At 72.5% G+C, this 26,900-nt stretch carries 26 protein-coding genes and 4 tRNA genes; 19 read left to right on the top strand and 11 right to left on the bottom strand.

Translation table 11 applies throughout. The annotated features are described in order from the left end of the window. Positions 1-61: 61 nt before the first annotated feature. Both ACFWBF_RS16835 and ACFWBF_RS16840 read right to left on the bottom strand, forming a co-directional pair. Positions 62-135 (bottom strand) — tRNA-Cys (locus ACFWBF_RS16835). Positions 136-176: 41 nt separating this feature from the next. Further along, positions 177-249 (bottom strand) — tRNA-Gly (locus tag ACFWBF_RS16840). Between the two features lie 203 nt (positions 250-452). Between ACFWBF_RS16840 and ACFWBF_RS16845 the strand changes: the two genes are divergently transcribed. Genes ACFWBF_RS16845 through ACFWBF_RS16855 form a run of 3 tightly spaced genes read left to right on the top strand, consistent with a single transcriptional unit; the run spans position 453 to position 3,219 of the window. Further along, positions 453-1,520: a chorismate-binding protein gene (locus ACFWBF_RS16845; RefSeq protein ID WP_385601644.1), complete on the top strand. Its 1,068-nt coding sequence runs from the start codon at positions 453-455 to the stop codon at positions 1,518-1,520. Further along, complete coding sequence (locus ACFWBF_RS16850; protein ID WP_385601647.1) at positions 1,517-2,344, top strand: aminotransferase class IV; 828 nt, start codon at positions 1,517-1,519, stop codon at positions 2,342-2,344. The genes ACFWBF_RS16845 and ACFWBF_RS16850 overlap by 4 nt, the downstream gene beginning before the upstream one ends. A 44-nt stretch (positions 2,345-2,388) precedes the next feature. After that, positions 2,389-3,219, top strand: a complete 831-nt coding sequence (locus ACFWBF_RS16855) for a GNAT family N-acetyltransferase (RefSeq protein WP_385601650.1) — start codon at positions 2,389-2,391, stop codon at positions 3,217-3,219. 157 nt (positions 3,220-3,376) lie between these two features. On the opposite strand, the gene ACFWBF_RS16860 is transcribed toward ACFWBF_RS16855, so the two are convergent. After that, entirely contained in the window at positions 3,377-3,874 is a 498-nt protein-coding gene (locus tag ACFWBF_RS16860) for a DsbA family protein (protein WP_385601653.1), read from the bottom strand. 195 nt (positions 3,875-4,069) lie between these two features. On the opposite strand from ACFWBF_RS16860, the gene ACFWBF_RS16865 reads away from it, so the two are divergent. Then, positions 4,070-4,534 (top strand): hypothetical protein, encoded by a 465-nt coding sequence (locus ACFWBF_RS16865; protein ID WP_385601656.1) that lies wholly within the window; start codon positions 4,070-4,072, stop codon positions 4,532-4,534. A 212-nt stretch (positions 4,535-4,746) separates the two neighbouring features. Here ACFWBF_RS16865 and ACFWBF_RS16870 read toward each other — a convergent pair whose 3' ends face one another. Next, positions 4,747-5,358, bottom strand: a complete 612-nt coding sequence (locus ACFWBF_RS16870; RefSeq protein ID WP_385601659.1) for a CGNR zinc finger domain-containing protein — start codon at positions 5,356-5,358, stop codon at positions 4,747-4,749. A gap of 216 nt (positions 5,359-5,574) precedes the next feature. After that, positions 5,575-5,988 carry an SsgA family sporulation/cell division regulator gene (locus ACFWBF_RS16875; RefSeq protein WP_030011909.1) on the bottom strand — a complete coding sequence of 138 codons (414 nt, stop codon included), beginning with the start codon at positions 5,986-5,988 and terminating at the stop codon, positions 5,575-5,577. Positions 5,989-6,165: 177 nt separating this feature from the next. On the opposite strand from ACFWBF_RS16875, the gene ACFWBF_RS16880 reads away from it, so the two are divergent. Together ACFWBF_RS16880 and ACFWBF_RS16885 are read left to right on the top strand one after the other, a co-directional pair. Further along, positions 6,166-6,642 carry a TIGR02611 family protein gene (locus ACFWBF_RS16880; protein ID WP_385601662.1) on the top strand — a complete coding sequence of 159 codons (477 nt, stop codon included), beginning with the start codon at positions 6,166-6,168 and terminating at the stop codon, positions 6,640-6,642. Between the two features lie 54 nt (positions 6,643-6,696). After that, a tRNA-Val gene (locus tag ACFWBF_RS16885) sits at positions 6,697-6,768 on the top strand. 104 nt (positions 6,769-6,872) lie between these two features. Here ACFWBF_RS16885 and ACFWBF_RS16890 read toward each other — a convergent pair. Next, positions 6,873-9,224 (bottom strand): SCO7613 C-terminal domain-containing membrane protein, encoded by a 2,352-nt coding sequence (locus tag ACFWBF_RS16890; RefSeq protein ID WP_385601665.1) that lies wholly within the window; start codon positions 9,222-9,224, stop codon positions 6,873-6,875. A 149-nt stretch (positions 9,225-9,373) separates the two neighbouring features. Between ACFWBF_RS16890 and ACFWBF_RS16895 the strand changes: the two genes are divergently transcribed. Then, entirely contained in the window at positions 9,374-9,880 is a 507-nt protein-coding gene (locus ACFWBF_RS16895; RefSeq protein ID WP_385601668.1) for an SRPBCC family protein, read from the top strand. A gap of 38 nt (positions 9,881-9,918) precedes the next feature. Beyond that, positions 9,919-9,990, top strand: a tRNA-Val gene (locus ACFWBF_RS16900). A gap of 94 nt (positions 9,991-10,084) precedes the next feature. Here the strand turns inward: ACFWBF_RS16900 and ACFWBF_RS16905 are convergent. Next, positions 10,085-10,810 carry a 3'-5' exonuclease gene (locus tag ACFWBF_RS16905; protein ID WP_385601671.1) on the bottom strand — a complete coding sequence of 242 codons (726 nt, stop codon included), beginning with the start codon at positions 10,808-10,810 and terminating at the stop codon, positions 10,085-10,087. A 222-nt stretch (positions 10,811-11,032) separates the two neighbouring features. On the opposite strand from ACFWBF_RS16905, the gene ACFWBF_RS16910 reads away from it, so the two are divergent. Then, positions 11,033-11,623 (top strand): DUF4365 domain-containing protein, encoded by a 591-nt coding sequence (locus tag ACFWBF_RS16910; RefSeq protein ID WP_385601674.1) that lies wholly within the window; start codon positions 11,033-11,035, stop codon positions 11,621-11,623. After that, the gene (locus tag ACFWBF_RS16915) at positions 11,623-12,843 is read left to right on the top strand and encodes a hypothetical protein (protein WP_385601677.1); all 1,221 of its coding nucleotides are present in this window, start codon (positions 11,623-11,625) and stop codon (positions 12,841-12,843) included. Before ACFWBF_RS16910 ends, ACFWBF_RS16915 begins: the two co-directional genes overlap by 1 nt. On the opposite strand, the gene ACFWBF_RS16920 is transcribed toward ACFWBF_RS16915, so the two are convergent. Continuing rightward, entirely contained in the window at positions 12,840-13,340 is a 501-nt protein-coding gene (locus ACFWBF_RS16920; protein WP_385601680.1) for a GNAT family N-acetyltransferase, read from the bottom strand. The two genes, ACFWBF_RS16915 and ACFWBF_RS16920, sit on opposite strands and share 4 nt — an antisense overlap. 155 nt (positions 13,341-13,495) lie before the next feature. Between ACFWBF_RS16920 and thrS the strand changes: the two genes are divergently transcribed. Both thrS and ACFWBF_RS16930 read left to right on the top strand, forming a co-directional pair. Further along, positions 13,496-15,472, top strand: a complete 1,977-nt coding sequence (thrS, locus tag ACFWBF_RS16925) for a threonine--tRNA ligase (protein ID WP_385601683.1) — start codon at positions 13,496-13,498, stop codon at positions 15,470-15,472. Between the two features lie 71 nt (positions 15,473-15,543). After that, on the top strand, positions 15,544-16,104 hold the full coding sequence (locus ACFWBF_RS16930; protein ID WP_385601686.1) for an HIT family protein: 561 nt from the start codon (positions 15,544-15,546) through the stop codon (positions 16,102-16,104). A gap of 49 nt (positions 16,105-16,153) precedes the next feature. Here the strand turns inward: ACFWBF_RS16930 and ACFWBF_RS16935 are convergent, their stop codons facing one another. From ACFWBF_RS16935 to ACFWBF_RS16945, 3 genes are all read right to left on the bottom strand, one after another. Then, positions 16,154-16,555: a DUF1992 domain-containing protein gene (locus tag ACFWBF_RS16935; protein WP_385601689.1), complete on the bottom strand. Its 402-nt coding sequence runs from the start codon at positions 16,553-16,555 to the stop codon at positions 16,154-16,156. A 58-nt stretch (positions 16,556-16,613) separates the two neighbouring features. Then, the gene (locus ACFWBF_RS16940) at positions 16,614-18,269 is read right to left on the bottom strand and encodes a hypothetical protein (protein WP_385601692.1); all 1,656 of its coding nucleotides are present in this window, start codon (positions 18,267-18,269) and stop codon (positions 16,614-16,616) included. A 131-nt stretch (positions 18,270-18,400) separates the two neighbouring features. Then, positions 18,401-20,614: an elongation factor G-like protein EF-G2 gene (locus tag ACFWBF_RS16945; RefSeq protein ID WP_385601695.1), complete on the bottom strand. Its 2,214-nt coding sequence runs from the start codon at positions 20,612-20,614 to the stop codon at positions 18,401-18,403. A 293-nt stretch (positions 20,615-20,907) separates the two neighbouring features. On the opposite strand from ACFWBF_RS16945, the gene pgsA reads away from it, so the two are divergent. The 7 genes from pgsA to ACFWBF_RS16980 all read left to right on the top strand — a co-directional run bounded on the left by pgsA (position 20,908) and on the right by ACFWBF_RS16980 (position 26,783). Next, a complete protein-coding gene (pgsA, locus tag ACFWBF_RS16950) occupies positions 20,908-21,651 on the top strand; it encodes a phosphatidylinositol phosphate synthase (RefSeq protein ID WP_385601699.1) in 744 nt (247 codons plus the stop codon). Then, positions 21,651-22,556: a phosphatidylinositol mannoside acyltransferase gene (locus ACFWBF_RS16955; protein ID WP_385601702.1), complete on the top strand. Its 906-nt coding sequence runs from the start codon at positions 21,651-21,653 to the stop codon at positions 22,554-22,556. Before pgsA ends, ACFWBF_RS16955 begins: the two co-directional genes overlap by 1 nt. Beyond that, positions 22,553-23,719: a glycosyltransferase family 4 protein gene (locus ACFWBF_RS16960; protein WP_385601705.1), complete on the top strand. Its 1,167-nt coding sequence runs from the start codon at positions 22,553-22,555 to the stop codon at positions 23,717-23,719. Before ACFWBF_RS16955 ends, ACFWBF_RS16960 begins: the two co-directional genes overlap by 4 nt. A gap of 70 nt (positions 23,720-23,789) precedes the next feature. Next, positions 23,790-24,332 (top strand): hypothetical protein, encoded by a 543-nt coding sequence (locus tag ACFWBF_RS16965; protein ID WP_385601708.1) that lies wholly within the window; start codon positions 23,790-23,792, stop codon positions 24,330-24,332. A 123-nt stretch (positions 24,333-24,455) separates the two neighbouring features. Next, positions 24,456-25,373: a pyridoxal 5'-phosphate synthase lyase subunit PdxS gene (gene pdxS, locus ACFWBF_RS16970; protein ID WP_030010552.1), complete on the top strand. Its 918-nt coding sequence runs from the start codon at positions 24,456-24,458 to the stop codon at positions 25,371-25,373. A 6-nt stretch (positions 25,374-25,379) separates the two neighbouring features. Then, a complete protein-coding gene (gene pdxT / locus ACFWBF_RS16975; RefSeq protein WP_385601711.1) occupies positions 25,380-25,973 on the top strand; it encodes a pyridoxal 5'-phosphate synthase glutaminase subunit PdxT in 594 nt (197 codons plus the stop codon). A gap of 57 nt (positions 25,974-26,030) precedes the next feature. Further along, positions 26,031-26,783 (top strand): YebC/PmpR family DNA-binding transcriptional regulator, encoded by a 753-nt coding sequence (locus ACFWBF_RS16980; protein WP_385008865.1) that lies wholly within the window; start codon positions 26,031-26,033, stop codon positions 26,781-26,783. Positions 26,784-26,900 lie beyond the last annotated feature (117 nt).

Consider the following 26,900-nt stretch of genomic DNA (forward strand, 5'->3'; position numbering starts at 1 on the left):
GGATTGAACCAGTGACCTCTTCCGTGTCAGGGAAGCGCTCTCCCGCTGAGCTAATCGTCCTTGGAGGTGGAGACGGGATTTGAACCCGTGTAGACGGCTTTGCAGGCCGTTGCCTCGCCTCTCGGCCACTCCACCATGGAGCAAATGGGGGTTCTCGGGAAGATCCCCCATCTCAGAGCGGACGACGAGACTCGAACTCGCGACATCCACCTTGGCAAGGTGGTGCTCTACCAACTGAGCTACGTCCGCAGGTCACCGTGTTGGCTCCGGGGTTTACCCCCTTCGCTCCCTGGCGACGTGTTGAACTCTAGCGGATTCCCGGGCCAGCTCAAAAACGCGTTTCCGCAGCGTGCTGCCGCTCGATCACCTTGGGTCACCCGACGGTCACCTCACCGGTCACCCGACCGTCACCGCACCGGCGCCGTCGCGTCACCGGTCATAGACTCGCAGCCGTGCACGACCTGCCTCCTCTCGCCCGCTTCGGCGGCCTCCTCGCGACCGACCTCCGAGACGTCACCAGCGACCCCGCCGCCCTGGACTCCACCGGCTTCTGGGCGGTGACCGCCGACTTCGAAGGCCGGATGGTCTGCGCGCGCTTCGGGGACATACGCCCCGACCCCGTCCCCGCGCCCGTACCCGGGGCCTGGCTCGGCCCGGACGCCGACCAGTGGACCTCCTCCCTCGACCGCGCCGCCTACGTCGCCGGCGTACGCCGCATCCGCGAGCACATCGCGGCCGGCGAGGTCTACCAGGCCAACCTCTGCCGCGTGATGTCCGCGCCGCTGCCGGACCCCGCCGGAGCCGACGTGGACGCCCTCACGGCGCTGCTCGCCCGGGGCAATCCGGCCCCGTACGCAGGAACGATTCGGCTCCCGGCCCACGGCGTGGAGGTCGCCTCCGCCTCCCCCGAGCTGTACCTGCGCCGCGTCGGCCGCCACGTCGAGTCCGGGCCGATCAAGGGCACCGGGCGCACCGTGGCCGATCTCCTGCCCAAGGACCACGCCGAGAACGTGATGATCGTGGACCTCGTGCGCAACGACCTCGGCCGGGTCTGCTCCACCGGCTCGGTCACCGTCCCCGAACTGTGCGCCGTCGAGGAGCACCCGGGCCTGGTCCACCTCGTCTCCACCGTCAGCGGAGAACTCGCCGACGGCGTCGGCTGGCCCGAGCTGTTCGCCGCCACTTTCCCGCCCGGTTCCGTCACCGGCGCCCCGAAGTCCTCCGCGCTGCGGATCATCGAGGCCCTGGAGACCGTCCCGCGCGGCCCGTACTGCGGCGGCATCGGCTGGGTGGACGCGGACCGGGGCACCGCCGCCCTCGCCGTCGGCATCCGCACCTTCTGGATCGACCGCGAGGCCCCCGGAGGGCCCCGGCTGCTCTTCGGCACCGGCGCCGGCATCACCTGGGGCTCCGACCCCGACCGCGAGTGGGCCGAGACCGAGTTGAAGGCCGCCCGGCTGCTGCGGGTAGCGTCAGGGACGGCAGAGGCCCATGAGGTGAACGAGAGGACCGTACGGTGAGGATCTGGCTCGACGGAGCACTGAGGGACACCGACGACGCGAAGGTGTCCGTGTTCGACCACGGGCTGACCGTCGGCGACGGGGTCTTCGAGACGCTCAAGGCCGAGCGCGGCACGCCCTTCGCGCTCACCCGCCACCTGGCCCGGCTGACCCGCTCGGCCCGCGGGCTCGGCCTGCCCGACCCCGACCTCGACGAGGTGCGGCGCGCGTGCGCGGCCGTACTGGAGGCGAACCCGACGCCGTTCGGCCGGCTGCGCGTCACCTACACCGGCGGGGTCTCCCCGCTCGGCTCCGACCGCGGCGACGCCGGCCCGACGCTGATCGTCGCCCTCGCCGGCGCCAGCCGCCGCCCGGACACCACCGCGGTCATCACCGTTCCGTGGGTCCGCAACGAGCGCTCCGCCGTGGCGGGCCTGAAGAGCACCTCGTACGCGGAGAACGTCGTCGCGCTGGCCGCCGCCCACCGGGCCGACGCCTCCGAGGCGCTGTTCGCCAACACCGTCGGACGGCTCTGCGAGGGCACCGGGTCCAACGTCTTCGTCGTCCTCGACGGGGAACTGCACACCCCGCCCGTCGCCTCCGGCTGCCTCGACGGCATCACCCGTACCCTCGTCGCCGAGTGGGCCGGTGCCAAGGAGACCGACCTGCCCTTCGAGGCCCTCGAACAGGCCGAGGAGATCTTCCTGACCTCCTCGCTGCGCGATGTGCAGGCCGTCCACCGCATCGACGGCCGCGCGCTCGCCGCCGCCCCCGGGCCGGTCACGGCCGAGGCCATGCGGATCTTCGACGCCCGCGCCGCCGCGGACCACGATCCCCAACCCTGATACTCACTGTCGCGGCGGCCGCGGGGCGGGTAGAACTTCCCTTGATGACCACCACCCTGCGGCCCAGCGGGCCGCTTCAGCAGACCGCAAGCGGGGGCCGCTCGCGCCCGTACGAGATCCGCGTCAACAGCAGGCGCGTCGGAGCACTGCTGCTCGCCTCCGACACCCCCTTCGGGCCGACGGTCGGCGAGATCCGCGAGCTGGCCGTCGAGGAGCCCGACCGCCGGCGCGGCCGGGCCACCGTCGCCGCGCTCGCCGCCGAGGAGGTGCTGCGCGGCTGGGGCTGCCGCCGGGTCCGCAGCTCGGTACCGGCCGACTCGCCCGGGGGCCTGCACCTGGCATCCGCGCTCGGGTACGCCGAGTACAGCCGCAACATGGCCAAGGAACTCCCGGCCGAGCCGCCCGCGCTGTCCGAGGGGGTCACCGGCCGCCCGATGACCCCCGCCGAGTTCGAGGCCTGGCTCGCGCTGGCGCGCCGCAGCTACGCCGACGTCTGGATCGCCCGCGGGATGTCGGAGCAGGCCGCTCACGCGAAATCGGCGGCCGATCACGAGGACCTGCTGCCGCGGGGACTGGACACTCCGGGAGTCAGCCTCCGCGTCCTGCAGACGCGGGCGGGCGGCGAGACCGTCGGCCACCTGTGGCTGGCGCCGTCCGGCGAGGGCTCGTACGTCTTCGACGTCGAGGTGGCCGACGGGCACCGCCGCCGCGGGTACGGGCGCGACCTGATGCTCCTCGCGGAGGGGACCGCCCTGGCCGAGGGCCACCGGGTGCTCGGGCTGCACGTCTTCACCGACAACACCCCGGCCCTGCGGCTCTACGAGTCCCTCGGCTACCGGACGACCAACTTCAACTACGCGAAGGACCTGATCTAGTGCTGTGACCGGAAAGGTTCACCGCGTCGCGGCGCCCGGTACGGCGCCTCGCCGTGTTGTCGGACCGCGCAATTACGTCCAGTACGAGACGCGGTCCTCCGCCTTGCGATGCACCGCACCGGACACCGCGCCCCGGCAAACCTTTCCGGCCACAGCACTAGTCCGCGGCGAGCAGCCGGTCGGCGATCTCCTCGATGCGGGCGCGCAGGCCGTCCTGGCTCTTGCCGCCGTCCAGCTTCTGGCCGTCGATCACGTACGTCGGGGTGCCGCTCACGCCGATCGCCTTGCCCTCGGCCTGGTCGGCGTCCACGATCAGGATGTGCCGGCCGTCGATCAGCGCGGTGTCGAACTCCTCGGCGTCCAGACCCAGTTCGCGCGCCGCGTCCAGCAGGACCGGCTCGCCGCGCTCACCGAGCTCCGCGGTGCGGGCGAGCACGGCCTCCACGTACGGCCACCCCTGCCCCTGCTCCAGGGCCTCCTCGGCGGCCTGCGCCGCGGCGAAGGCGTGCTTGTGCTTCTCCAGCGGGAAGTGGCGCAGGCGGATGTCCAGCCGGTCGCCGTAGCGGGCGCGCAGGGCCCGTACGTCGTCCAGGGCGCTGTGGCAGTCCGGGCACTGGAGTTCGCACCAGACGTCGAGGATCACGGAATCGGTCATACGCACAGTCTCCCAGCCCCCGGCCGCCCGCACCGACCAGGACCGGGACCCGGGACCGGGACCTGGGGATGAGGGCCGACCCCGAGATCTCCCGGAGATCGGCGCCGCGGGCGCCCGGGGCATGGCCGGTACGGCCGCGTCCGGTGCAGGATGGAAGGGGACAGATCGCCCAGTCGTCGAACACCGGAGGACCGCATGCTTGCCGAGACCATCTGCTCCGCGGTGTCCGCGGCGGGCCTGGGCATCGCCGCGCTGACCGCGTACCGCAGGCGTTTTCTCGCCGCCACGCGGATCACGGCGTACGCGCTGGTCCCCGTCGGCCTGGTGATGACCGGTGTCGTGGAGTGGGTGTCCAAGATCGCCTTCAAGCCGTCGATCTGGGTCGGCTTCGGGGTGCTGGGACTGGCCTGGCTGCTCTTCATGGTGACCCGTGTCATCGAGCGCCGAGGCCTCGGCACGTCCGAGAAGGCCGAGAAGACCGAGAAGCCGGCCAAGGCCGCCAAGGCCGGCGCCGGCCGCGAGGCCGTGGCCCCGACCGCCTCCGCCCCCTCGCTCGGCGCCGGCTCCCGCCCGCAGTCCACCGCCCGGCAGAACGCCCCGGCCGCCCCGGCGGAGGACTTCTCCGACATCGAGGCGATCCTCAAGAAGCACGGCATCTGAATCCCGCGGGCCAATCTCACGGAATCTGACGAAGTCCCGCACAGATCTTGGCGTGTTGAGGGGCGAACCGGGGTGCGCTGCGTCATCATCGCCCCGACATGCTCGACACATCGCAGGGTGAGCCGTCCGTTCCCGCGCCGGCTCCCGCTCCCGTCGCCGAAAAGCCGCGAGGCTGCCTCTTCGCGCTCTCCCAGCCGCCCCTGATGATCTTCCTAGGGGTGATCGGCACCCTGTTGCTGCTGGCCGCCGTGCACGACCTCTTCGTGCTCTGACTCGGCTTCCTTGCGCCGGGCCCGGTAGGCCGCGACGTGCAGCCGGTTCCCGCAGGTGCGGCTGTCGCAGTAGCGCCGCGAACGGTTGCGGGACAGGTCGACGAAGGCGCGCCGGCAGTCGGGGGCCTCGCAACGGCGCAGCCGCTCCTGCTCCCCGGAGACCACGATGAAGGCCAGCGCCATGCCGCCGTCGGCCGCCAGGTGGTCGCCCACCGAGGCGCCGGGCGCGAAGTAGTGCACGTGCCAGTCGTAGCCGTCGTGGTCGGTCAGCTGCGGGGTGGTGCCGGCCGTGGCGACCAGCTCGTTGATCAGCGCGGCAGCCACGCGCGGGTTCGGCGATGCGAACACCTGGGCGAACTTCCCGCGTACCGCACGCACCCCGGCCAGATCGCGGGCGCCGAGGTCGCCGACGTCGCTGATCGCGAACTCGTGGACGAAGCCGCGCAGCGCGCTCACGTCCGCCAGCCCGTCGGGCTGGTCCGTCTCGGCCGCGGTGTTCACCAGCGCGACGACGACGTCGAGCGCGCGACGGGTGTCGTGGGGGATCTGCACGGGGTCTCCCTCAAGGGCCGGGCCTGCGGCGACTGGCTGCTGCCGCCGCTGGGGGCCGACTCTAGCGGGTCCCTTCCCGGTGGGCCCCCGGCACAGCGCACGGGCGCCGTCCCCGCGGTTGGCTTCCGCGGGAACAGCGCCGGCACTCACGTATGTGGTTGTCCGCGCCACACCGTCGCCCCGAGTCGGACGGTGTCGAGCGGCTGTAGGCCTGGCTCAGCTTTCGGCCAGGATGTGGGAGAGCTCCTTGTCGAGGTCGAAGTGCCGGTGCTCGGTCCCGGGTGGGACCGCGGCGTCCGTCCGCTTGAGGAACGACTCGAGTGCTCGGGCGGGTGCTTCGAGCAGTGCTTCTCCCTCCGGTGAGCTCAGGGCGATGCAGACGACGCCCTGACCGTGGCTGCGGGACGGCCAGACGCGGACGTCGCCGGTACCGGTGGGCCGGTGGAGGCCCTCCGCGAGGAGGTCGCGGGCGAATACCCACTCGACCGTCTCCTCGGCTCCGGTGTGGAAGGTGGCGTGCACGGCGTAGGGATCGGCCGTGTCATACCGCAGGCCCGCAGGTACAGGCAGTGAGGACTCGCTCGACACAACGAGGCGCAGGTGCAGCTCGCAGCTGACCGTGGTGTTCATAAGCGCCAGGGCCTTTCGCTCAGTGTGCGCTCGGGGATTCGCACGTCGGCGAAATCGACATGCCACCTACGGTGCCGTTGTAAACCCCTCTGACCGTTTTGCGGACCTCTGGGTCCCTCGGACGGCGGATCCAAACGCCCATTCACGTGTGCTTCCGGCTCGGGTAGATTCGACCCCATGAACACGGGGAGTGACCGCGAGACCAATGAGTCCGCAGCCGAGGAATCCACCGCGGACGAGGCCACCGCAGACAAGGCCGCCGCGCAGCCCGCGCAGGAGGCCCCGCACGTATCGAAGGCGCCCGCATTCATCCAGGCCCGCCGCGGTCTGCACCTGAGCTGGCAGGTCGGCGTCTTCGTCGTCGGCCTCGTCGTCATCGGCGCCGGCATCGCCATGCTGGTGCTGCCCGGCCCGGGCTGGGTGGCGATCTTCGCGGGGCTCGCGATCTGGGCCACCGAGTTCGCCTGGGCGCACCTCGTCCTGCGCTGGACGAAGCGCAAGGTCACCGAGGCCGCGCAGAAGGCGCTCGACCCGAAGGTCCGCCGCCGCAACATCATCCTGACCAGCGTGGGCCTCGTCATCGCGGGCGCGCTGATCGGTTTCTACCTGTGGAAGTACGGGCTCGTGATGCCCTGGAACCTCCGGGACCAGTGACCGGCTCGTGGTGAAAGAGCACCGCTGACATGGGGTAATGTTTGCGGTGCGTCCGGGCGATTAGCTCAGTGGGAGAGCACTTCGTTCACACCGAAGGGGTCACTGGTTCGAACCCAGTATCGCCCACCCGGATCAAAGGCCCGGAGACTCCATGGAGTCTCCGGGCCTTTGGCGTTCCCGCGTCATCTGCGGGGATCCGCGGGCCCCCGCGGTCATCCGCGCCGCCCGCGTCACCCCAGGCGGCCGAGCGCCTCCCGCAGCCGTCGGGCATCGCGCAGCCGCTTCTCGTACGTCGCGCCCACCACCAGCAGCAGCAGGCCCGCCAGCGCCGGCGGCAGCCAGCGGGGGAGCGCGTCGACCACCTGGACCACGTACGGGGCCAGCTCGTGCACCGCCACCGCCGCCAGGGTGGCGCCGCCCAGCACCAGAGGGGCCTGCAGCCGGCTCCGGGCGCCCGCCAGGGTCACCGCCAGCGCCGCCACCCCCAGCAGCAGCGGGCGCGGCCAGTACGGGTCGCCCCACACCGCGAGCAGGCTCGGCAGCGCCGTCGCCGCCAGACCCGGGCCGTACGCGGTCCACGACGAGGCCCGCGGATCCTTGCGGCGGCGTACGAGGCCCACCGCGAGCGCCGCCGCCGTGACGGGCAGGGAGTAGGCCTCCGGCACCCCGACCCCGGACGCGGCCAGCCGCACCCAGGTCGCCGCGAGGAGCAGGGCCCCGGCCGCCCAGCCCGCCGAGCGGCGCTCCGGCCGCACCGCCGCGCCCGCGCACACCACCCCGGCCAGCGCCAGGACCAGCGCGAGCACCGGAGCCTCCCCGGCCGCCAGGGCCAGGGCGAGCACCCCGGCGGCGCCCGCCGCGGCCTCCGCCGGGACCCGCACCGCACCCAGCCGGGGCCCGAGCGCCGCCACCGCCGCGGGGACCGCCAACAGCGGCGGCGCCCACCACGCCACCGGACGGCCCGGCACCGCGCCCAGCGCCACCAGCAGACCCGCGGCGCACGCCACGGCGAGCACCGCCGCCCCGGACCTGGCCCACACCGCACCGCGCCCGTACGCCGCTCCCGCGGCGCAGGAGACCCCCAGCGCCCCCAGCACCGCGAAGGTGGCCAGGCGGCCGTCCAGGGCCGCCACGGACACGTTCACGGCCCCCAGCAGCGCGCACACGCCCGCCGCGATCCCGGGCGCCCTGCCGACGCCGACGCCGACGCCGCCGCCTGCGGCCGCCGACCGCAGCGCGAGCACCCCCGCCGCCGCCGTCACCACGAGCTGCGCCGCGAACGCCGCGCCCGCCGGGACCCCGAGCAGGAGCGGCGCCGGGAACAGCGCCGCCCAGCCCAGCGCCACCGCCGCGGCCCCCGGCTCCGGGCGGCCCGCCAGCGCGCGGACCAGCCACCAGGCCGCCGCGGCCGTCAGCAGCAGGACCACCGGCGCGGCCGCCCCGGGCTGGTAGGGCGCCGCGGGCGGGGTCGTCGCCGCCCACACCTGGTCCAGCACCCGCAGCCGGGCCGCCAGCGCCGCCGCCACCGAGGCCAGCGCCCACACCGCCGCCAGCGCGGCCACCCCCGCGCCCGCCCCGGCCAGGCCGCGCCGTACCGCCTCCGGGAGCGCCCGGGCCCGTACCGCCCCCAGCAGCGCCAGCGCCACCAGCAGATAGGCCACCACCGCCCAGCCCGGCTCCAGCGCGGGCCGCGCCGGGCCGCCCAGCGCCGCCACCGCCGCCAGGCCGCCCGCCGCCGCGGCCGGCCACGCCCCTGCCGCCCGCCAGGCCACCGCCACCCCGAGCGCGGCCACCGCGCCCAGCAGCGCCGACGGGGCCAGGGCCTGCGCGGCGAAGGCCGCGCCCGCCGACTCCGAGAGGCCGATCAGCAGCGCCCCCGCGCCGGCCACCGCCGCGGCCGCCCACGCCAGCCCCGCCCGCGCTCGCCCCCGGACGGCCAGGGCCGCGTCCAGCCCGGCCGTCGCCAGCAGTGCCCAGCCGATCCCCACCGGGCCCGCCGCCGCGGCCAGCGCGGCCAGCGGCAGCGGGAGCTGCGCCGTCAGCAGCGCCGTCGGCAGCGGGAGCCGCAGCCCCGGCAGCGCCATCCCGTACCCGGCCCACACCGCGGCCAGCACGGCGGCCGCGCCCGCCGCGTACGCCATGCCGTCGGTGCCCGGCACGGCGACCACGTACAGCGCGTATGCGTCCAGCACCGTCAGCAGCAGCCCGACGGCCGCCACCGACTCGGCGGTCGAGCGCAGCGCGCGGCGCAGCAGGAACCAGGGCGTGCCCAGCGCCGTCGCCGTCACCGCGGCGAGCACCGCCGAGCGCCCGACGATGCCCAGAGAGCCCCAGCTGACCAGGGTGAACGCCAGCGCGGCCACGGCCAGCAGCACCGCGCCCAGGGCCAGCAGCACGTTCTGCGCACCGGGCGCCGAGGCCTCCTTGGCCGGGCCGGGAGTCCCCGGGGGCGCCCAGAGCGGCGCGGGCCCGCTCAGCAGCCACTGCCGGCGGCCGAGCAAGAACGTCCGGCGGGCGTCGAGTTGAGCCAGTTCGCGGTCGATGAGCGCCAGCTCCTCGGCCGGCGGCAGGGGCGTTTCCATGGTGCGCAGTGTGGCGCCCGTCACGCCGTCAGGACATGGGTGCGCGTACTCATCTCACGTACTCATCTCCCCCGCTCATCCCGCACCGAGTACGCACGGAAACGGGGGAGTCGGCGGTGCGCGGCCGCCCGGCGCGGCAGACTGGAGCCATGGACCGGACCCGACGGGAGCGCTGGACCCGCTACCGCTTCCGCAGCGTGTGGGACCTCGACGCCCCCGCCGCGAGGGTCTACGCCGCGCTGGAGCGCCCCGAGGAGTACCCCCGCTGGTGGCCGCAGATCCGCGGGGTCGGCGCCACCGGCCCGGGGGATGGGCGCAGCGGCAGCGCGCTCATCCGCTCCGCCCTGCCGTTCACCCTGCGCGTGACCGCCACCGAACTGCTCCGCGACCCCGCCCGGGGAGTCCTGGAGGTGGCGCTGCACGGCGATCTCGACGGCTGGGCACGGTGGACCGTACGGCCGCGCGTCGGACCGGGAGGGCGCGGCGGGCCGCGGACGCGCGCGCTCTACGAGCAGGAGGTCGAGGTGCGCAGGCCGCTGATGCGGTGGCTCGCGCTCCCCGGACGGCCGGTCTTCCGGCTCAACCACGCCCTGATGATGCGGGCCGGGCGGCGCGGACTCGCGGCCCGCCTGGGAGCCGGGCCGCAAGCGGTTTGAACCAGCCCCAAGGCTTCTGTATTGTTCAGTCCGTTCCCGGGCGATTAGCTCAGCGGGAGAGCACTTCGTTCACACCGAAGGGGTCACTGGTTCGATCCCAGTATCGCCCACCGGGACAGGCCGGTCCGTCTGCTGACGGACCGGCCTTCCGCATTTCCCGGCCCGTGGCCCTGTCCGGCCCGCGGCACCGTCCGGACGGCCGGCTCACGCCGCCGTCGACAACCCCGGCCGCAGCGGCCAGTGCGGATCCACCGACTCCGGCGTGCCCTGCCGCGTGAACCAGGCCTGGAGCCCGCGCGCCTGGGCGGCGTGCCACACCTGCTGCAGCGTGTGCAGTTCGGCCGGCGTCAGCCGCTCGAGGCGGCCCGCGAACCGCCGCCCCACCGCCCGTACGAGCTCCAGCGAGGCCAGCGCGTCCGCCCCCGCGTCGTGGGCCGCGGCCAGCTCTATCCCGTAGTGCGCGCACAGGTCCGTCAGCGTCCGGCGGCCCTTGCGGTACCGGTCCAGATGCTTGTCCAGCACCCGCGGATCCAGCACCGTCAGCGGGCGGTTGTCCAGGTACCGGGCCAGCGAGGACGCCCGGTGCCGGCGCAACTCCCGGTCCAGCAGGGTCAGGTCGAACGGCGCGTTCATCACCACCACCGGCCGCCCCGCGGTCTGCTGCTCGCCCAGCGCGCGGGCTATCTCCTCCACCACCGGCGCCGGCCAACGGCCGTTGCGCTGGAGGTGCTCATCGGTCAGACCGTGCACTTCCGTGGCCCCCGGGGGGACCGGGATGCCGGGATTGACCAGCCAGCGCGTGGCGCGGACCCGGCCGCCCGCGCACTCCTGCACGATGAGCGCGGCGGACACGATCCGGTCCTCCTCCACGTCCACCCCGGTCGTCTCCGTGTCGAATGCGGCCAGCGGACCCTCGTACCAGCGTGTCATGGCGAACTCCTCGTCCCCGGTCGGCAGATGGGAGGCACCCGGGCGCCGCCGCCTCGGAACGTGCCACCCTTGCCCGAATCGGTGATACCCGGGCTGTTTGCCCCGTACGCCGTTTGCGGGCACCCGGGTGCGGAGACAACTTCCCTGGGGGACCGCACACATGACCGGTCGTCACCCCGCCCATCACCCACGGCAGAGCCCACAAGGCATGGGGAGCCGGCCATGGCGCTCGCGCAGTCCGAACCGGGCGGGGTGCCGGCGTTGCAGATCGATCCGCGGACCGACGCGCGGACCGGACCGCTGCGCGGGACACTCGCCACCACCGCCTGTATGGAGACCCTCCAGGTGGGATACCTGCACGCCGTCGCCGCCGCGGCCGGCTGCTCCCTCTCCCAGCCCTTTCCGGACAACGGCATCGACTGGCACGTCAGCCACGGCGCGCCCGAGCACGTCGTGGACGACGAGGTCACCGTCAAGGTGCAGCTGAAGGCGACCTACCAGATACCGCCCAGGCCGGCCGGGGCGACCTTCGGCTTCACCCTCGACAACGAGCACCTGGTGAAGCTGGCCCGCACGCCGGTCGCCGTCCACAAGATCCTCGTCGTGATGCTCGTACCGCGAGAGCGCGAGCAGTGGATCGGCGCCGGGCACGACCGGCTCGACCTGCGGCACTGCTGCTACTGGACCAATCTCGCCGGGCACCCCGTGACCGGCCGGCGCCGGACCACCGTACGGATACCCACCGCGCGGATCTTCGACGACCGGGCGCTGTGCGAGATCATGACCCGGGTCGGGTCGGGAGGGACACCTTGATGAACTGGCACTCACCGCACCTGGAGCCTTTGTCGTCCCCGGAGTTCGACTCGGGAACCCCGGACCCCGCGCAGGTCGATCCGGCGGTGCTGGGCGCGCTCCTGCGCCGGCACGGCTGGCTGCGGCGCGGTGGGGCCGTCGGCCGGTACGGGCGCTGGACCCCGCCCACCGGCCACCCGGCGGGCAGCGGCGGCACCAGCCTGCTCGTCCCCGAGAGCCGCACCTTCCCCGACTGCGCCGACCTGCTGGAGGAGGCGCTGACCGCGCTCTCGCGCAGCGCGCTGCCGTCGGCGCGGGAGGTCCTGTACGGCCTGAGCGTGCCGAGCGACGAGGTCCGCTGGGAGCGGCAGATCCCCGAAGGGGCGCACGCGCTCCAGGGCGAGGCCGACTGGACGCTGCAGGAACAGCTGCGCTCGGCCGCCCGCCAACTGCTGCTGGCGGGGGCGCTCGCCGAACGGGCGCGGGCCGGCTACCACGGCGCGCGCCACCGCGGCCAGGCCGAACGGGCGCTGGATGGGGTCCTGGTGGGGCCCGCCCCCGGCGGGCGGCGGCTGACCGCGTACGTTCCGGTGGACGGGGGGCGAGGGACCGTGACGCGGCTGCACCACGCCCTGCACGCGGCCCGCGAGGCCGTGGACTACCAGCGGGCCACGGGCGGCATGGAGGCCTTCGACGCCGCGGTGGAGGCCGGGGTCAGCCGGGAGTTGGCCGACGCGCTGATCGCGCTGGTCCGGGGCTCGGAGGGGGCCCGGGTCGCGCTGGCCTGGGCGCCGGCGGCCGGGGTCCCGGCGGGGTGCGCGGCCCGGCCCGAGCCGGTGGAGTTCTCGCCCGGGGACCTGCCGGTGCTGCGGGAGGCCGCCGCCCGGTACACGCGGGCCGAGCCGGCGGTCCCGGTGCGGGTGGCGGGGGCCGTGGTCCGGATGCGGCGCTCGGCGCCGGGCGGCGGGGGCACGGTGCGGCTGCGGGTGCTGGCCGGGGCGGAGATCCCGTACATCCGGGCGGTGCTCGACGAGGAGTCGTACCGCGTGGCGGGACACGCGCACCTGGTGGGGCTGCCGATCCGGGTCAGCGGCCGGCTCCAGCGGCGGGGCGGGTTCCGGCGACTGACCGACGCCACGGATGTGACGCCGGTGCCGTTGGACGAGGTGGAGCGGGACCGGCTCATGAAGTCGCTGGACGACGCGTTCGATCCTGCGGACGTGCTGCCGTCCGACGACTAGCTAGTGCTGGGTGCGGCGGCGCGCGCCCGCAGGGGGTGACGCGTGAAGGCGGCCATCACCAGGCCCGGGACGGGGGAGAAGTCCGCGCCGCGGACGAAGCCCAGGCGTTCGTACAGGGTCACCGCGGGGGCGTTGGCCGCGCCGGTGGTGACCGTGACGGAGCGGTTCGGGAAGGCCTCGGCCAGCAGGTGGCCCATCAGCAGCGAGCCGACGCCCCGGCGGAACCAGGCCGGGTCCACGCAGAGCCGGTCGACGGACACGGAGCCGTCGGCCGCCTCCTTCCAGGCGAGGAAGCCGGCGATCTCGCCCTCCCCGGACACGGCTCCGAGCCACACGAGCGGCCGCTCCCGCATCTGCTCCAGACTCTCGTGCAGGTGCGGGATGTCGAAACCGATGAGCTCCGCCTCCACGGCGTACGCGGCCCGGCCGATCCGGTGCACGGCCGCGGCGGTGGCATCGTCGGTCTGGTCCAGCGCTACGAGGTGCACGCTCGGCATACGGGTCCCTTCGGGTCATCGGTCGGACCACGCCCACGCTATCCGGGGCGCCCGGCAGCCCGGGGGCGACAACCGTTTAGCGGCTCAGCCACTCCGCTCGGTACGATTCAGACGCGCAGTGTTCGCTCGCGCACCCCCTGAGTCAGGAGAGACCGGTGTCAGACGTCCGTGTGATCATCCAACGCGATTCCGAGCGGGACGAGCGCGTGGTGGCCACGGGCACTACGGCGGCGGAGCTCTTCGCCGGCGAGCGCACCATCGTCGCCGCGCGCATCGCAGGTGAGCTGAAGGACCTCGCGTACGAGGTGAAGGACGGCGAGACCGTCGAGCCGGTGGAGATCTCCTCCGAGGACGGCCTGAACATCCTGCGCCACTCGACCGCGCACGTCATGGCGCAGGCCGTACAGGAGCTCTTCCCCGAGGCCAAGCTGGGCATCGGCCCGCCGGTCAGGGACGGCTTCTACTACGACTTCGACGTGGCGAAGCCCTTCACCCCCGATGACCTCAAGGTCATCGAGAAGAAGATGCAGGAGATCCAGAAGCGCGGCCAGCGCTTCTCCCGCCGCGTCGTCACCGACGAGGCGGCCCGCGAGGAGCTCGCGGACGAGCCGTACAAGCTGGAGCTCATCGGCATCAAGGGCTCCGCGTCCACCGACGACGGCGCCGACGTCGAGGTGGGCGGCGGCGAGCTGACCATCTACGACAACCTGGACGCCAAGACCGGTGACCTGTGCTGGAAGGACCTCTGCCGCGGTCCCCACCTGCCCACCACCCGCAACATTCCGGCGTTCAAGCTCATGCGCAATGCCGCCGCCTACTGGCGCGGCAGCGAGAAGAACCCGATGCTCCAGCGCATCTACGGCACCGCGTGGCCGTCGAAGGAGGAGCTGAAGGCGCACCTCGACTTCCTCGCCGAGGCCGAGAAGCGCGACCACCGCAAGCTCGGCAACGAGCTGGACCTCTTCTCCATCCCGGACGAGATCGGCTCCGGCCTCGCCGTCTTCCACCCGCGCGGCGGCATCATCCGCCGCACCATGGAGGACTACTCGCGCCGCCGGCACGAGGAGGAGGGCTACGAGTTCGTCTACTCCCCGCACGCCACCAAGGGCGCGCTCTTCGAGAAGAGCGGCCACCTGGACTGGTACGCGGAGGGCATGTACCCCCCCATGCAGCTCGACGGTGGTACCGACTACTACCTCAAGCCCATGAACTGCCCGATGCACAACCTGATCTTCGACGCGCGCGGCCGCAGCTACCGCGAACTGCCGCTGCGGCTGTTCGAGTTCGGCACCGTGTACCGGTACGAGAAGTCCGGCGTCGTGCACGGCCTGACCCGCGCCCGGGGCTTCACCCAGGACGACGCGCACATCTACTGCACCCGTGAGCAGATGGCGGAGGAGCTCGACCGCACGCTCACCTTCGTGCTGAACCTGCTGCGCGACTACGGTCTGACCGACTTCTACCTGGAGCTGTCGACCAAGGACCCGGAGAAGTTCGTCGGCTCGGACGAGGTGTGGGAGGAGGCCACCGCCGTCCTCCAGCAGGTCGCCGAGAAGCAGGGGCTCCCCCTGACCCCCGACCCGGGCGGCGCGGCCTTCTACGGCCCGAAGATCTCGGTGCAGGCGCGGGACGCCATCGGCCGTACCTGGCAGATGTCGACCGTCCAGCTCGACTTCAACCTGCCGGAGCGCTTCGACCTGGAGTACACCGCGGCCGACGGCTCGCGCCAGCGCCCGGTCATGATCCACCGCGCGCTGTTCGGGTCGATCGAGCGGTTCTTCGCCGTGCTGCTGGAGCACTACGCGGGCGCCATGCCGCCGTGGCTGGCCCCGGTCCAGGCGGTCGGCATCCCGATCGGCGACGGGCACGTGGAGTACCTGCAGGAGTTCGCCGCCGAGGCGAAGAAGAAGGGCCTGCGGGTCGAGGTGGACGCCTCCTCCGACCGCATGCAGAAGAAGATCCGCAACCACCAGAAGCTCAAGGTCCCGTTCATGATCATCGTCGGTGACGAGGACATGGCCGCGGGCACCGTCTCCTTCCGCTACCGCGACGGTTCGCAGGAGAACGGCATCGCCAAGGACGAGGCGCTGGCCAAGCTGGCGAAGGTCGTCGCGGACCGCGTCCAGGTCTGACCGGTACGCTGCGGGCCCCCGGGAAGTGATCACTTTCCGGGGGCCTTCCTCGTCCCCGCGGGCAAGGTCATATGCTGCTTCTCATGACGACTGAGCCGGAGCAGCAGATCGGTGTGGGCACGCAGGACGCGTTCCAGCGTCTGTGGACGCCCCACCGGATGGCCTATATCCAGGGCGAGAACAAGCCGACCGGCCCCGAGGCCGGAGACGGCTGTCCCTTCTGCGGGATTCCGGAGATGTCCGACCAGGACGGGCTGGTCGTGGCCCGCGGCAAGCACGTCTACGCGGTGCTCAACCTCTACCCGTACAACGGCGGCCACCTCATGGTCGTCCCGTACCGGCACGTCGCCGACTACACCGAGCTCGACACCCCCGAGACCGTCGAGCTCGCGGACCTCACCAAGCGGGCCATGGTCGCGCTGCGCAAGGCTTCGGGTGCGCACGGCTTCAACATCGGCATGAACCAGGGCGCCGCCGCCGGGGCCGGCATCGCCGCGCACCTGCACCAGCACATCGTCCCCCGCTGGGGCGGCGACACGAACTTCATGCCGGTCGTCGGGCACACCAAGGTGCTGCCGCAACTGCTCGCGGACACCCGGCAGATGCTCGCCGACGCCTGGCCCGTCGACTGAGACCGGAAGGGACCGCCCCGAAGCACTCTTCCCGGGCGGTCCTTTTTCGCTAGTGCGCGCGGGCCTCGCGCCAGGTCCGCAGTACGTCCTCGACGTCGAACTCGGTGAGGTTCAGGGGCGGTCCCGGCGGCGGCATGCGCAGTGCCGCACGGATCTTCTCGTTGACCTCCGTGAGGACGGCCCGCACCTGGCGCTCGGAAGGCGCCGCGCGGGCCGCCTCCAAGGCGTCCTCGGCCTCCTTGCGCAGCGCGAGCGCCGGCGGCAGGGAGGAGAAGCCCTCGCGGTGCATCTTCCCCTTGATCCACCACAGCTCGTCGTAGGGGGCGTCGAGGGAGGCCAGCGGCTTGCCGAAGCCCGGCAGGCTCTCGAACTCGCCGCGGTCGGCGGATTCTCTGATCTGCCGGTCCACCCAGGACTCGAAGCTGACGCCCGGCGGCTTGCGCTCGGTCATGGCCCCTCCTCGTCGGTCGTCTGCGCCTCCAGCCTACCCACAGCGCCTACGCACGGCGCTACGCGTCGTACGCGTCCGCCTTGCGCGGGGCCGCCTCCTGGACCATGCCGCTGACGATCATCGAGCGGTTGGTGAAGCGGTCCACATCGGCGCCGTTCTCCTCCAGGACCCGTAGCGCGGCCGTGTGCACCGCCCGCAGTACCGGTGTGGCCGCGCGCATCGCGTCGTCCGCCATGAAGCGGTGCCGCCAGGGCTGGCCCGCCCACACGTGCCGGACCCCGAAGGGCTCCGGCAGGCCGAGCTTGCCCCCGAGGAAGTCGAGGATCGGCGGGTACCAGGTGAGCGGTGCCCGCACGGCGAGGCGTACGACCTCGTTGGCGTCCACCAGCGGCAGCGGGCGCTCCACGGTCTCCCAGAAGCGGATGGACTTCGGGACCTCGATGACGGGCGGCTTCGACTTGGTGGTGAACAGGCCGTGCACGGGGCCGAGCGCGTGGCCCGTGACCTCCACGCGCAGGGTCTTGTAGAGCACGGTCACGGTCACCAGCATCGTGATCACGAGCTGGCCGTCCCACAGCGGGTACTGGATGCCGAGGTAGTGCCGGTTGCCCGCGCTGAACTGCTGCTCGTTGCAGATCCGGGTGATCTCGTGCGGCTTGATCAGGAAGGTGTCCACGTCCGCGCCGGTGGGGCGGGCCACCTCCTTGGCGCCTTCGCCGACCGGGGTGACGACCCAGTGCTGGATCGAGGCGGGCGGGAAGCCGCCGGTGTGCAGGGGTCCGCGCTCCAGCTTGCGCAGCTGGGTGTCGATGGCGCGTATGACGTCCCAGCTGCGGAAGGGATGGATCTCGGCGCCCTCCGCCTTGGGGGCCAGCTCCTCGGCCATCTGCCAGCTGCCCCACCGGGTGCCCATGCCGAGTATGCCCTTGGGGCCGGCGTAGAAGACGGAGTTGCTGCGGTCCTCGGCGGTGAGCTTGGCCAGGGAGTGGCGCAGGTCCTCGCGGGCCTTCTCGTCGGGGTTGCCGGGGACCGCCTCGGGGATCTTGGCGGCGACGCCGCCACCCGAGAGCAGGCCGTCCCAGCGCGAGCGCATGTCCTCGGCGGTGGCCTCGCAGAGCCGCCGGGCCAGCGCCCAGCCGATGGCCGGTGCGATGATCATGCCGCGCAGGTAGAGGCCGAGGAATCCGGTCAGCGGCAGCCGGAACATCAGTACGGCGACCAGGACGGCGACGCCGACGAGGAGCAGGGTGCCCATCCAGGAGGATCGCTTGCCCTTGCCGGAGGACAGCATCTTGCGGACCTGGAACAGGCCGAGCCACAGCAGCAGGCCGGGCAGGAAGAGCACCCCGCAGACCAGCATGATCAGCCGGAGCTTGCCGTCCCGCTCCTTGCGGATGCGGGAGGCGGCCAGGCAGTGCTCGACGACGGTCTGCGGGTCGGCGCCGAAGGACTGGATGAGCGGTTTGCGGCCGGCGCCGAGGGTGCGGGCCTCGACGGCACGGCAGAAGGCCTCGCCGAGGTTGGGTTCGAAGAGGGAGATCTTGCCCGGCTTGACCGTCGACTCGTGGTACTCGTTGTTGGCCTCGAGTATGGAGGCCAGCGGACTGTCGCGGTACGCGGCCGACGCGAGGGCGTTGGTCGCCGCGGTCTGGCCGCCGCCGCCCTGGAGAGGAATCTGTGCCCCGGGCCTGAAGTCGAATCCGTCGTCCGCCACCGCTGCCCCCATCGCTGTGCGTTCGTGCTCTTTGTCGCGCCGACGAGCCTATCGGCGGATCTCTCCCCATGGTCATGGGACAGGGAAATGCCGCCCACCGCAAGCGGGTTGGGTGGGCGGCTGGTGTGATGTTATGTCAGTTGCCGCCCCTTCTCTTCGTGTTCGCGCAGCTTGTCCGCGATCTGTGGCGGCATCGGCTCGTGGCGGGCGTACGCGCGGCTGAACAGTCCGGTGCCGTGCGAGACGGAGCGCAGCTCGACCGCGTACCGGCCGATCTCGATCTCCGGGATCTCCGCCTGCACCCGCGTGCGGCCGGGGCCGGCCTGATCGGAGCCGACGACGCGGCCACGGCGGCCGGCCAGGTCGCTCATGACGGCGCCCACGTACTCGTCGGGGACGAGGACGGACAGCTCGGCGACCGGTTCGAGGAGGTGGATGGCGGCCTCGGCGGCGGCCTCGCGCAGGGCGAGGGCGCCGGCGGTCTGGAAGGCGGCGTCGGAGGAGTCCACCGAGTGCGCCTTCCCGTCGAGCAGCGTGATGCGTACGTCGACCAGCGGGTAGCCGGCCGCGACCCCGCGGGCGGCCTGGGTGCGTACGCCCTTCTCGACGGACGGGATGAACTGGCGCGGGACGGCTCCGCCGACGACCTTGTCGACGAACTCGATGCCGCTGCCGGCCGGGAGCGGCTCGACCTCGATCTCGCAGATGGCGAACTGGCCGTGGCCTCCGGACTGTTTGACGTGCCGGCCGCGCCCGGCGGCCTTGGCGCCGAAGGTCTCGCGCAGGCTCACCTTGTGCGGGACGGCGTCGACCTGGACCCCGTAGCGGGTGCGCAGCCGTTCGAGGGCCAGGTCCTGGTGGGCCTCGCCCAGGCACCACAGGACGACCTGGTGGGTGTGCGGGTTCTGCTCCAGGCGCATCGTGGGGTCCTCGGCGACCAGGCGGGACAGGCCCTGGGAGAGCTTGTCCTCGTCGGCCTTGCTGTGGGCCTCGATGGCGAGGGGGAGCAGCGGGTCGGGCATGGACCAGGCCTCCATGAGGAGGGGCCGGTCCTTCGCGGAGAGGGTGTCGCCGGTCTCGGCGCGGGTGAGTTTGGCGACGCAGGCCAGGTCGCCGGCGATGCACCGGTCGAGGCTGCGCTGCTGTTTGCCGAAGGGGGAGGTGAGGGTGCCGATGCGTTCGTCGAGATCGTGGTCCTCGTGCCCGCGGTCGGCGAGGCCGTGCCCGCTGACGTGGACGGTCTCGTCGGGGTGCAGGGTCCCGGAGAAGACGCGGACGAGGGAGACGCGGCCGACGTAGGGATCGGAGGAGGTCTTGACGACCTCGGCGACGAGCGGGCCGTCCGGGTCGCAGGTGACGGCGGGGCGTTCGGCGCCGTCGGGGGTGGTGACGGTGACGGGGGCGCGCTCCAGGGGGGTGGGGAAGCCGCCGGTGATCAGTTCCAGGAGTTCGACGGTGCCCAGGCCCTGGCGGCCGCCTTCGGCGGCGGGGGCGGCCATCAGGACGGGGTGGAAGGTGCCGCGGGCGACGGCCCGCTCCAGGTCGTCGACGAGGGTCTTGAGGTCGATGTCCTCGCCGCCGAGGTAGCGGTCCATGAGGGTCTCGTCCTCGCTCTCGGCGATGATCCCCTCGATCAGGCGGGCGCGGGCGGCGGTGATCAGGGCCAGCTCGGCGGGGTCCGGGTCGCGTTCCACGCGGGCGCCGGAGGCGTAGTCGTAGACGCGCTGGGAGAGCAGGCCGAGCAGGCCGGCGACGGGGGCGTGGCCGTCCGGGCCGGCGGGGCCGTGCAGGGGGAGGTAGAGCGGGAGGACGGCGTCGGGGTCGTCGGCGCCGAAGGTTTCGCCGCAGACGCCTGCCATCTGGGCATAGTCGGCGCGGGCGGCCTCCAGATGGGTGACGACGATGGCGCGCGGCATGCCGACGGCCGCGCATTCGTCCCAGACCATGCGGGTGGCGCCGGAGAGGCCGTCGCCGTCCTCGGCGGCCGAGATGACGAAGAGGGCCGCGTCCGCGGCGCGCAGACCGGCCCTGAGGTCACCGACGAAGTCGGCGTATCCGGGGGTGTCCAGGATGTTGATCTTGATTCCGGTCCATTCGACCGGGACGAGGGAGAGCTGGACGGAGCGCTGGCGCCGGTGCTCGATCTCGTCGTAGTCGGAGACGGTCGCGCCGTCCTCGACGCGCCCGGCGCGATTGACGGCGCCGGAGGTCAGGGCCAAGGCCTCGACCAGGGTGGTTTTGCCGGATCCGCTGTGGCCGACCAGCACGACGTTGCGTACGGACGAGGGGCGGTCGGCCGTCAGTGCCCTGCCGGCGGCCCCGGCTTGGTGTGAGGTGGCTCCCATGATGTTCGTGCCTCCCGGCTGTGGCGGTGAGGAGGGTGGTTCCCGAGGGTTCCTGCGAAGAGTCCCTTGCGGAAGGAAATGGGGTTCTTCGAGCTTTGCACTGCCGTCACACCGCGTCCATACGTCGTACCCGCGTCGGCCACGGCGGACCGCTTCCGGACGTCGCGGACGTGTGCGGGGGCCTACCTGGCGCGAACCGGTGGGTGCGCGGCGCCGACGGGGCGGGGCGCTGGCTACGATGGGCCAGCCGGTGGCCGTGTGGCCGTGCGGCCCAGCGACCCTCCGGGAAGGCCATGCTGAACAAGTACGCGCGTGCATTCTTCACGCGTGTTCTCACGCCATTCGCCGCTTTTCTGCTCCGGCGGGGGGTGAGCCCGGACGCGGTCACGTTGATCGGCACGGCCGGAGTGGTGGCGGGAGCACTGGTCTTCTTCCCCAGGGGCGAGTTCTTCTGGGGCACGATCACCATCACCCTCTTCGTCTTCTCCGACCTGGTGGACGGGAACATGGCCCGCCAGGCCGGCGTCTCCAGCCGGTGGGGCGCTTTCCTCGACTCCACCCTCGACCGGGTGGCGGACGCGGCGATCTTCGGCGGGCTCGCGCTCTGGTACGCGGGCTCCGGGAACGACAACGTGCTGTGCGCCGTGGCGATCTTCTGCCTGGCCAGCGGCCAGGTGGTCTCGTACACCAAGGCGCGCGGCGAGTCGATCGGCCTGCCGGTGGCCGTCAACGGGCTCATCGAGCGGGCCGAGCGGCTGGTGATCTCGCTGGTCGCGGCCGGTCTGTCCGGGCTGGAGACCTTCGGGGTCCCCTCCTGGATCGGGGTCCTGCTGCCGATCGCGCTGTGGGTCGTGGCGGCGGGCTCGCTCGTCACGCTGATCCAGCGGGTGGTCACCGTACGCCGTGAGGCGGCGGAGGCCGACGCGGCAGCGGTGACGGACACGGTGACGGACACGGTGACGGACACGGCGGCGGACACGGCGACGGGCACGGCGGCCTCGTCGGCCGATGCCCCCTCCGAGGGCGGCGCGGCCTGATGGGCAAGGCACAGGACAAGCTGGTCGACGGGCTGTACGGGCTCGGCTGGGCCGGGGTCAAGAGGCTCCCGGAGCCCGTGGCCGTGGCCCTCGGACGGCGGATCGCCGACTACGCGTGGAAGCGCCGCGGCAAGAGCGTGCTGCGGCTGGAGTCGAATCTGGCCAGGGTCGTGCCCGGCGCCGGCCCGGAGCAGCTGCGGGAGCTGTCCCGGGCGGGCATGCGCTCGTACATGCGGTACTGGATGGAATCCTTCCGGCTCCCGACGATGGCCAAGGAACGATTCGGCGCCGACGTCCAGCTCAAGGACGACCACATCCTGCGCGAGGCACTCGCCTCCGGACGCGGTGTCGTCGTGGCCCTCCCGCACCTTGCCAACTGGGACCTCGCCGGGGCCTGGGCCACCAGCCACATCGGCGTCCCGTTCACGACGGTCGCCGAGCGGCTCAAGCCCGAGACCCTCTTCGACCGCTTCGTCGCCTACCGGGAGAGCCTGGGCATGGAGGTGCTGGCGCACAACGGCGGCTCCGCCTTCGGCACCCTCGCGCGGCGGCTGCGCTCGGGCGGCCTGGTCTGCCTGGTCGCCGACCGGGACCTGTCGGCCTCCGGGGTGGTGGTGGACTTCTTCGGCTCGGCGGCGCGGATGCCGGCCGGGCCGGCCCTGCTGGCCCAGCAGACCGGCGCCGTGCTGCTGCCGGCCACGCTCTACTACGGCGCCACGCCGAAGATGTACGGCCGGATCCACCCCGAGGTGGAGGTCCCGAAAACGGGCACCCGGGCCGAGAAGACGTCCGTCATGACCCAGTCCGTGGCCGACGCCTTCGCGACGGGCATCGCCGAGCACCCGCAGGACTGGCACATGCTCCAGCGGCTGTGGCTGGACGACCTCGAGGAGCGCGCGCAGTGAAGATCGGCATCGTGTGCCCGTACTCGTGGGACGTCCCGGGCGGCGTCCAGTTCCACATCCGGGACCTGGCGGACCACCTGATCCGCCTGGGCCACGAGGTGTCGGTGCTCGCCCCGGCCGACGACGAGACCCCGCTGCCGCCGTACGTGGTCTCCGCGGGGCGGGCGGTGCCGGTGCCGTACAACGGGTCGGTGGCCCGCCTGAACTTCGGGTTCCTGTCGGCGGCCCGGGTGCGGCGGTGGCTGCACGACGGGGTCTTCGACGTGATCCACATCCACGAGCCGGCCTCGCCCTCGCTGGGGCTGCTGTCCTGCTGGGCGGCGCAGGGGCCGATCGTGGCCACCTTCCACACCTCGAACCCGCGCTCGCGGGCGATGATCGCGGCGTACCCGATCCTCCAGCCGGCGCTGGAGAAGATCAGCGCGCGGATCGCGGTGAGCGAGTACGCGCGGCGGACCCTCGTGGAGCACCTGGGCGGGGACGCGGTGGTGATCCCGAACGGGGTCGACGTCGACTTCTTCGCCAAGGCCGAGCCGAAGCCCGAGTGGACCGGGCAGACCCTGGGCTTCATCGGCCGCATCGACGAGCCGCGCAAGGGGCTGCCGGTGCTGATGGCGGCCTTCCCGAAGATCGTGGAGGCGTGCCCGGACGTACGCCTGCTGGTGGCCGGTCGCGGTGACCACGAGGAGGCGGTGGCCTCGCTGCCCGCGGAGCTCCGCTCCCGGGTCGAGTTCCTCGGCATGGTCTCGGACGAGGACAAGGCGCGGCTGCTGCGCAGCGTCGACGTGTACGTGGCCCCGAACACGGGCGGCGAGAGCTTCGGGATCATCCTCGTCGAGGCCCTCTCGGCGGGCGCCGCGGTGCTCGCCTCGGACCTGGACGCCTTCGCGCAGGTCCTGGACCAGGGCGGCGCGGGCGACCTCTTCACGAACGAGGACTCCGGCTCCCTGGCCGCGGCCGCGACGGCCCTGCTGCGCGACCCGGCCCGGCGCGCGGAGCTCAGCGAGCGCGGTTCGGCGCACGTGCGCCGCTTCGACTGGTCGACGGTCGGCGCGGACATCCTCGCGGTCTACGAAACGGTGACGGACGGCGCGGCCGCGGTGGCCACGGACGAACGCGTCCCGCTCCGTACCCGCTTGGGCTTCCCGCGGGACGCCTCGTAGTCCGCGCGGTCCACCGGCCGACGGCGGCCTCTGCACGGGGCTGCCGCCGGGGACGGTAGTGTCGCCGCCCGTGATCGAAAACCTTGTGTGGATCGGCGTGGCGCTCGCCGTGGTCGGCGTCTACCTCAGCTGGACCGCCGGGCGGCTGGACCGGCTGCACTCGCGGATGGACGCCGCCCGCGCCGCGCTCGACGCGCAGCTCGTGCGGCGGGCCTCCGTGGTGCTGGAGGTGGCCACCTCCGGGGTGTTGGACCCCGCGTCCTCGCTCGTGCTGTACGAGGCCGCCCACGCGGCCCGGCAGGCCGAGGAGGAGCACCGCGAGGTCGCCGAGAGCGAGCTGAGCCAGGCCCTGCGCGCGGTGTTCGCCGACGTCGACCAGGTCGAGGTGCTCAAGGCCGCGCCCGGCGGGGCGGAGGCCACCGAGGAGCTGGCCGAGGCCGTGCGCCGGGTGCCCATGGCGCGGCGGTTCCACAACGACGCCGTACGGGCCGCCCGCGCCCTGCGCCGGCACCGGAAGGTGCGCTGGTTCCGGCTGGCCGGCCACGCGCCGTTCCCGCTCGCCTTCGAAATGGACGATGAGCCTCCGGTGGATCTCGCCGAGCGGCCGGTCTGAGCCGTACAGACCACTCCGGCGCCCCGAAGAGGCCACCGGCTCATCATTGGCCCTTGCTGTGGACTGGTCGGTGGGGTTTCCTCAGCCGAGTAGTACCCGTCTTCCCTTCGAGTGAGGTCACCAGTGAGCACGCTTCCCACCTCCCCCCAGTCCGCTGAGTCGGCCATCGGCACCTCCCGCGTCAAGCGCGGCATGGCCGAGCAGCTCAAGGGCGGCGTGATCATGGACGTGGTCAACGCCGAGCAGGCGAAGATCGCCGAGGACGCCGGCGCCGTGGCCGTCATGGCCCTGGAGCGGGTGCCCGCCGACATCCGCAAGGACGGCGGCGTCGCCCGCATGTCCGACCCGAACATGATCGAAGAGATCATCGAGGCCGTCTCGATCCCGGTCATGGCCAAGTCCCGCATCGGCCACTTCGTCGAGGCCCAGGTCCTGCAGTCCCTCGGTGTCGACTACATCGACGAGTCCGAGGTCCTGACCCCGGCCGACGAGGTCAACCACTCCGACAAGTGGGCGTTCACCACCCCCTTCGTCTGTGGTGCCACCAACCTGGGCGAGGCCCTGCGCCGCATCGCCGAGGGCGCGGCCATGATCCGCTCCAAGGGCGAGGCCGGCACCGGCAACGTCGTCGAGGCCGTGCGCCACCTGCGTCAGATCAAGAACGAGATCGCCCGCCTGCGCGGCTACGACAACAACGAGCTGTTCGCCGCCGCCAAGGAGCTGCGCGCCCCGTACGAGCTCGTCAAGGAGGTCGCCGAGCTCGGCAAGCTCCCGGTCGTGCTGTTCTCCGCCGGTGGCGTGGCCACCCCGGCCGACGCCGCGCTGATGCGCCAGCTGGGTGCCGAGGGCGTCTTCGTCGGCTCCGGCATCTTCAAGTCGGGCGACCCGGCCAAGCGCGCCGCCGCCATCGTGAAGGCCACCACCTTCTACGACGACCCGAAGATCATCGCGGACGCCTCCCGCAACCTGGGCGAGGCCATGGTCGGCATCAACTGCGACACCCTCCCCGAGTCCGAGCGCTACGCCAACCGCGGCTGGTAATCGGTCATGACCAACACCCCCGTGATCGGTGTCCTGGCGCTCCAGGGCGATGTACGGGAGCACCTGATCGCCCTGGCCGCGGCGGACGCCGTGGCCAGGCCGGTCCGGCGTCCCGAGGAGCTCGCCGAGATCGACGCCCTCGTGATCCCGGGCGGCGAGTCCACGACGATGTCGAAGCTCGCCGTGCTGTTCGGCATGCTGGAGCCGCTGCGTGAGCGCGTACGGGCCGGGATGCCGGTCTACGGCACCTGCGCCGGCATGATCATGCTCGCCGACAAGCTCCTGGACGGCCGTGAGGACCAGGAGACGCTCGGCGGCATCGACATGATCGTCCGCCGCAACGCCTTCGGCCGCCAGAACGAATCCTTCGAAGCGAAGATCGATTTCGCGGGCATCGCGGGCGGCCCCGTCGAGGGCGTCTTCATCCGCGCCCCGTGGGTCGAATCGGTCGGCGGCGCCGTCGAGGTGCTGGCCACGTACGACGGCCACACGGTCGCCGTGCGTCAGGGCAACGTCCTCGCCACCTCGTTCCACCCCGAGCTGACCGGCGACGACAGGGTCCACGCGTACTTCGTCGACATGGTGCGCGCGGGGCTCTGACGGGGTCCCGGTAGGATCTGAGGCGAACACTGTTGGTGACGCGAAGGAGACAGGCAGATGTCCGGCCACTCTAAATGGGCTACGACGAAGCACAAGAAGGCCGTGGTTGACGCCAAGCGCGGCAAGCTCTTCGCGAAGCTGATCAAGAACATCGAGGTCGCGGCCCGCATGGGCGGCGCCGACATCGATGGCAACCCGACGCTCTTCGACGCCATCCAGAAGGCCAAGAAGAGCTCGGTCCCGAACAAGAACATCGACTCCGCGGTCAAGCGCGGCGGCGGCCTCGAGGCCGGCGGCGCCGACTACGAGACGATCATGTACGAGGGCTACGGTCCGAACGGTGTCGCGGTGCTCATCGAGTGCCTCACCGACAACCGCAACCGTGCCGCGTCCGACGTGCGCGTCGCCATGACCCGCAACGGCGGTTCGATGGCCGACCCGGGGTCGGTCTCGTACCTGTTCAACCGCAAGGGCGTCGTCCTCCTGCCCAAGGGCGAGCTCTCCGAGGACGACGTTCTGGAGACGGTGCTCGAGGCCGGTGCCGAAGAGGTCAACGACCTCGGCGACAGCTTCGAGATCATCAGCGAGGCCACCGACATGGTCGCGGTGCGCACCGCGCTCCAGGAGGCGGGCATCGACTACGACTCGGCCGACTCCAACTTCCTGCCGACCATGCAGGTCGAGCTGGACGAAGAGGGCGCGCGCAAGATCTTCAAGCTGATCGACGCGCTGGAGGACAGCGACGACGTGCAGAACGTCTTCGCCAACTTCGACGTCTCGGACGAGGTCATGGAGAAGGTCGACGCCTGACCGGCGCCACCGCACACCTTTCGACGGCGGGCCGACGGGGACACACCCCGGCGGCCCGCCGTCGCTTTGTGCCGATGTCAGTGGGGCCGGATAGCCTGCACGGACTGGTGGTACCTC

The organism is Streptomyces sp. NPDC060028, from assembly GCF_042736725.1.
Taxonomy (GTDB): Bacteria; Actinomycetota; Actinomycetes; order Streptomycetales; family Streptomycetaceae; genus Streptomyces.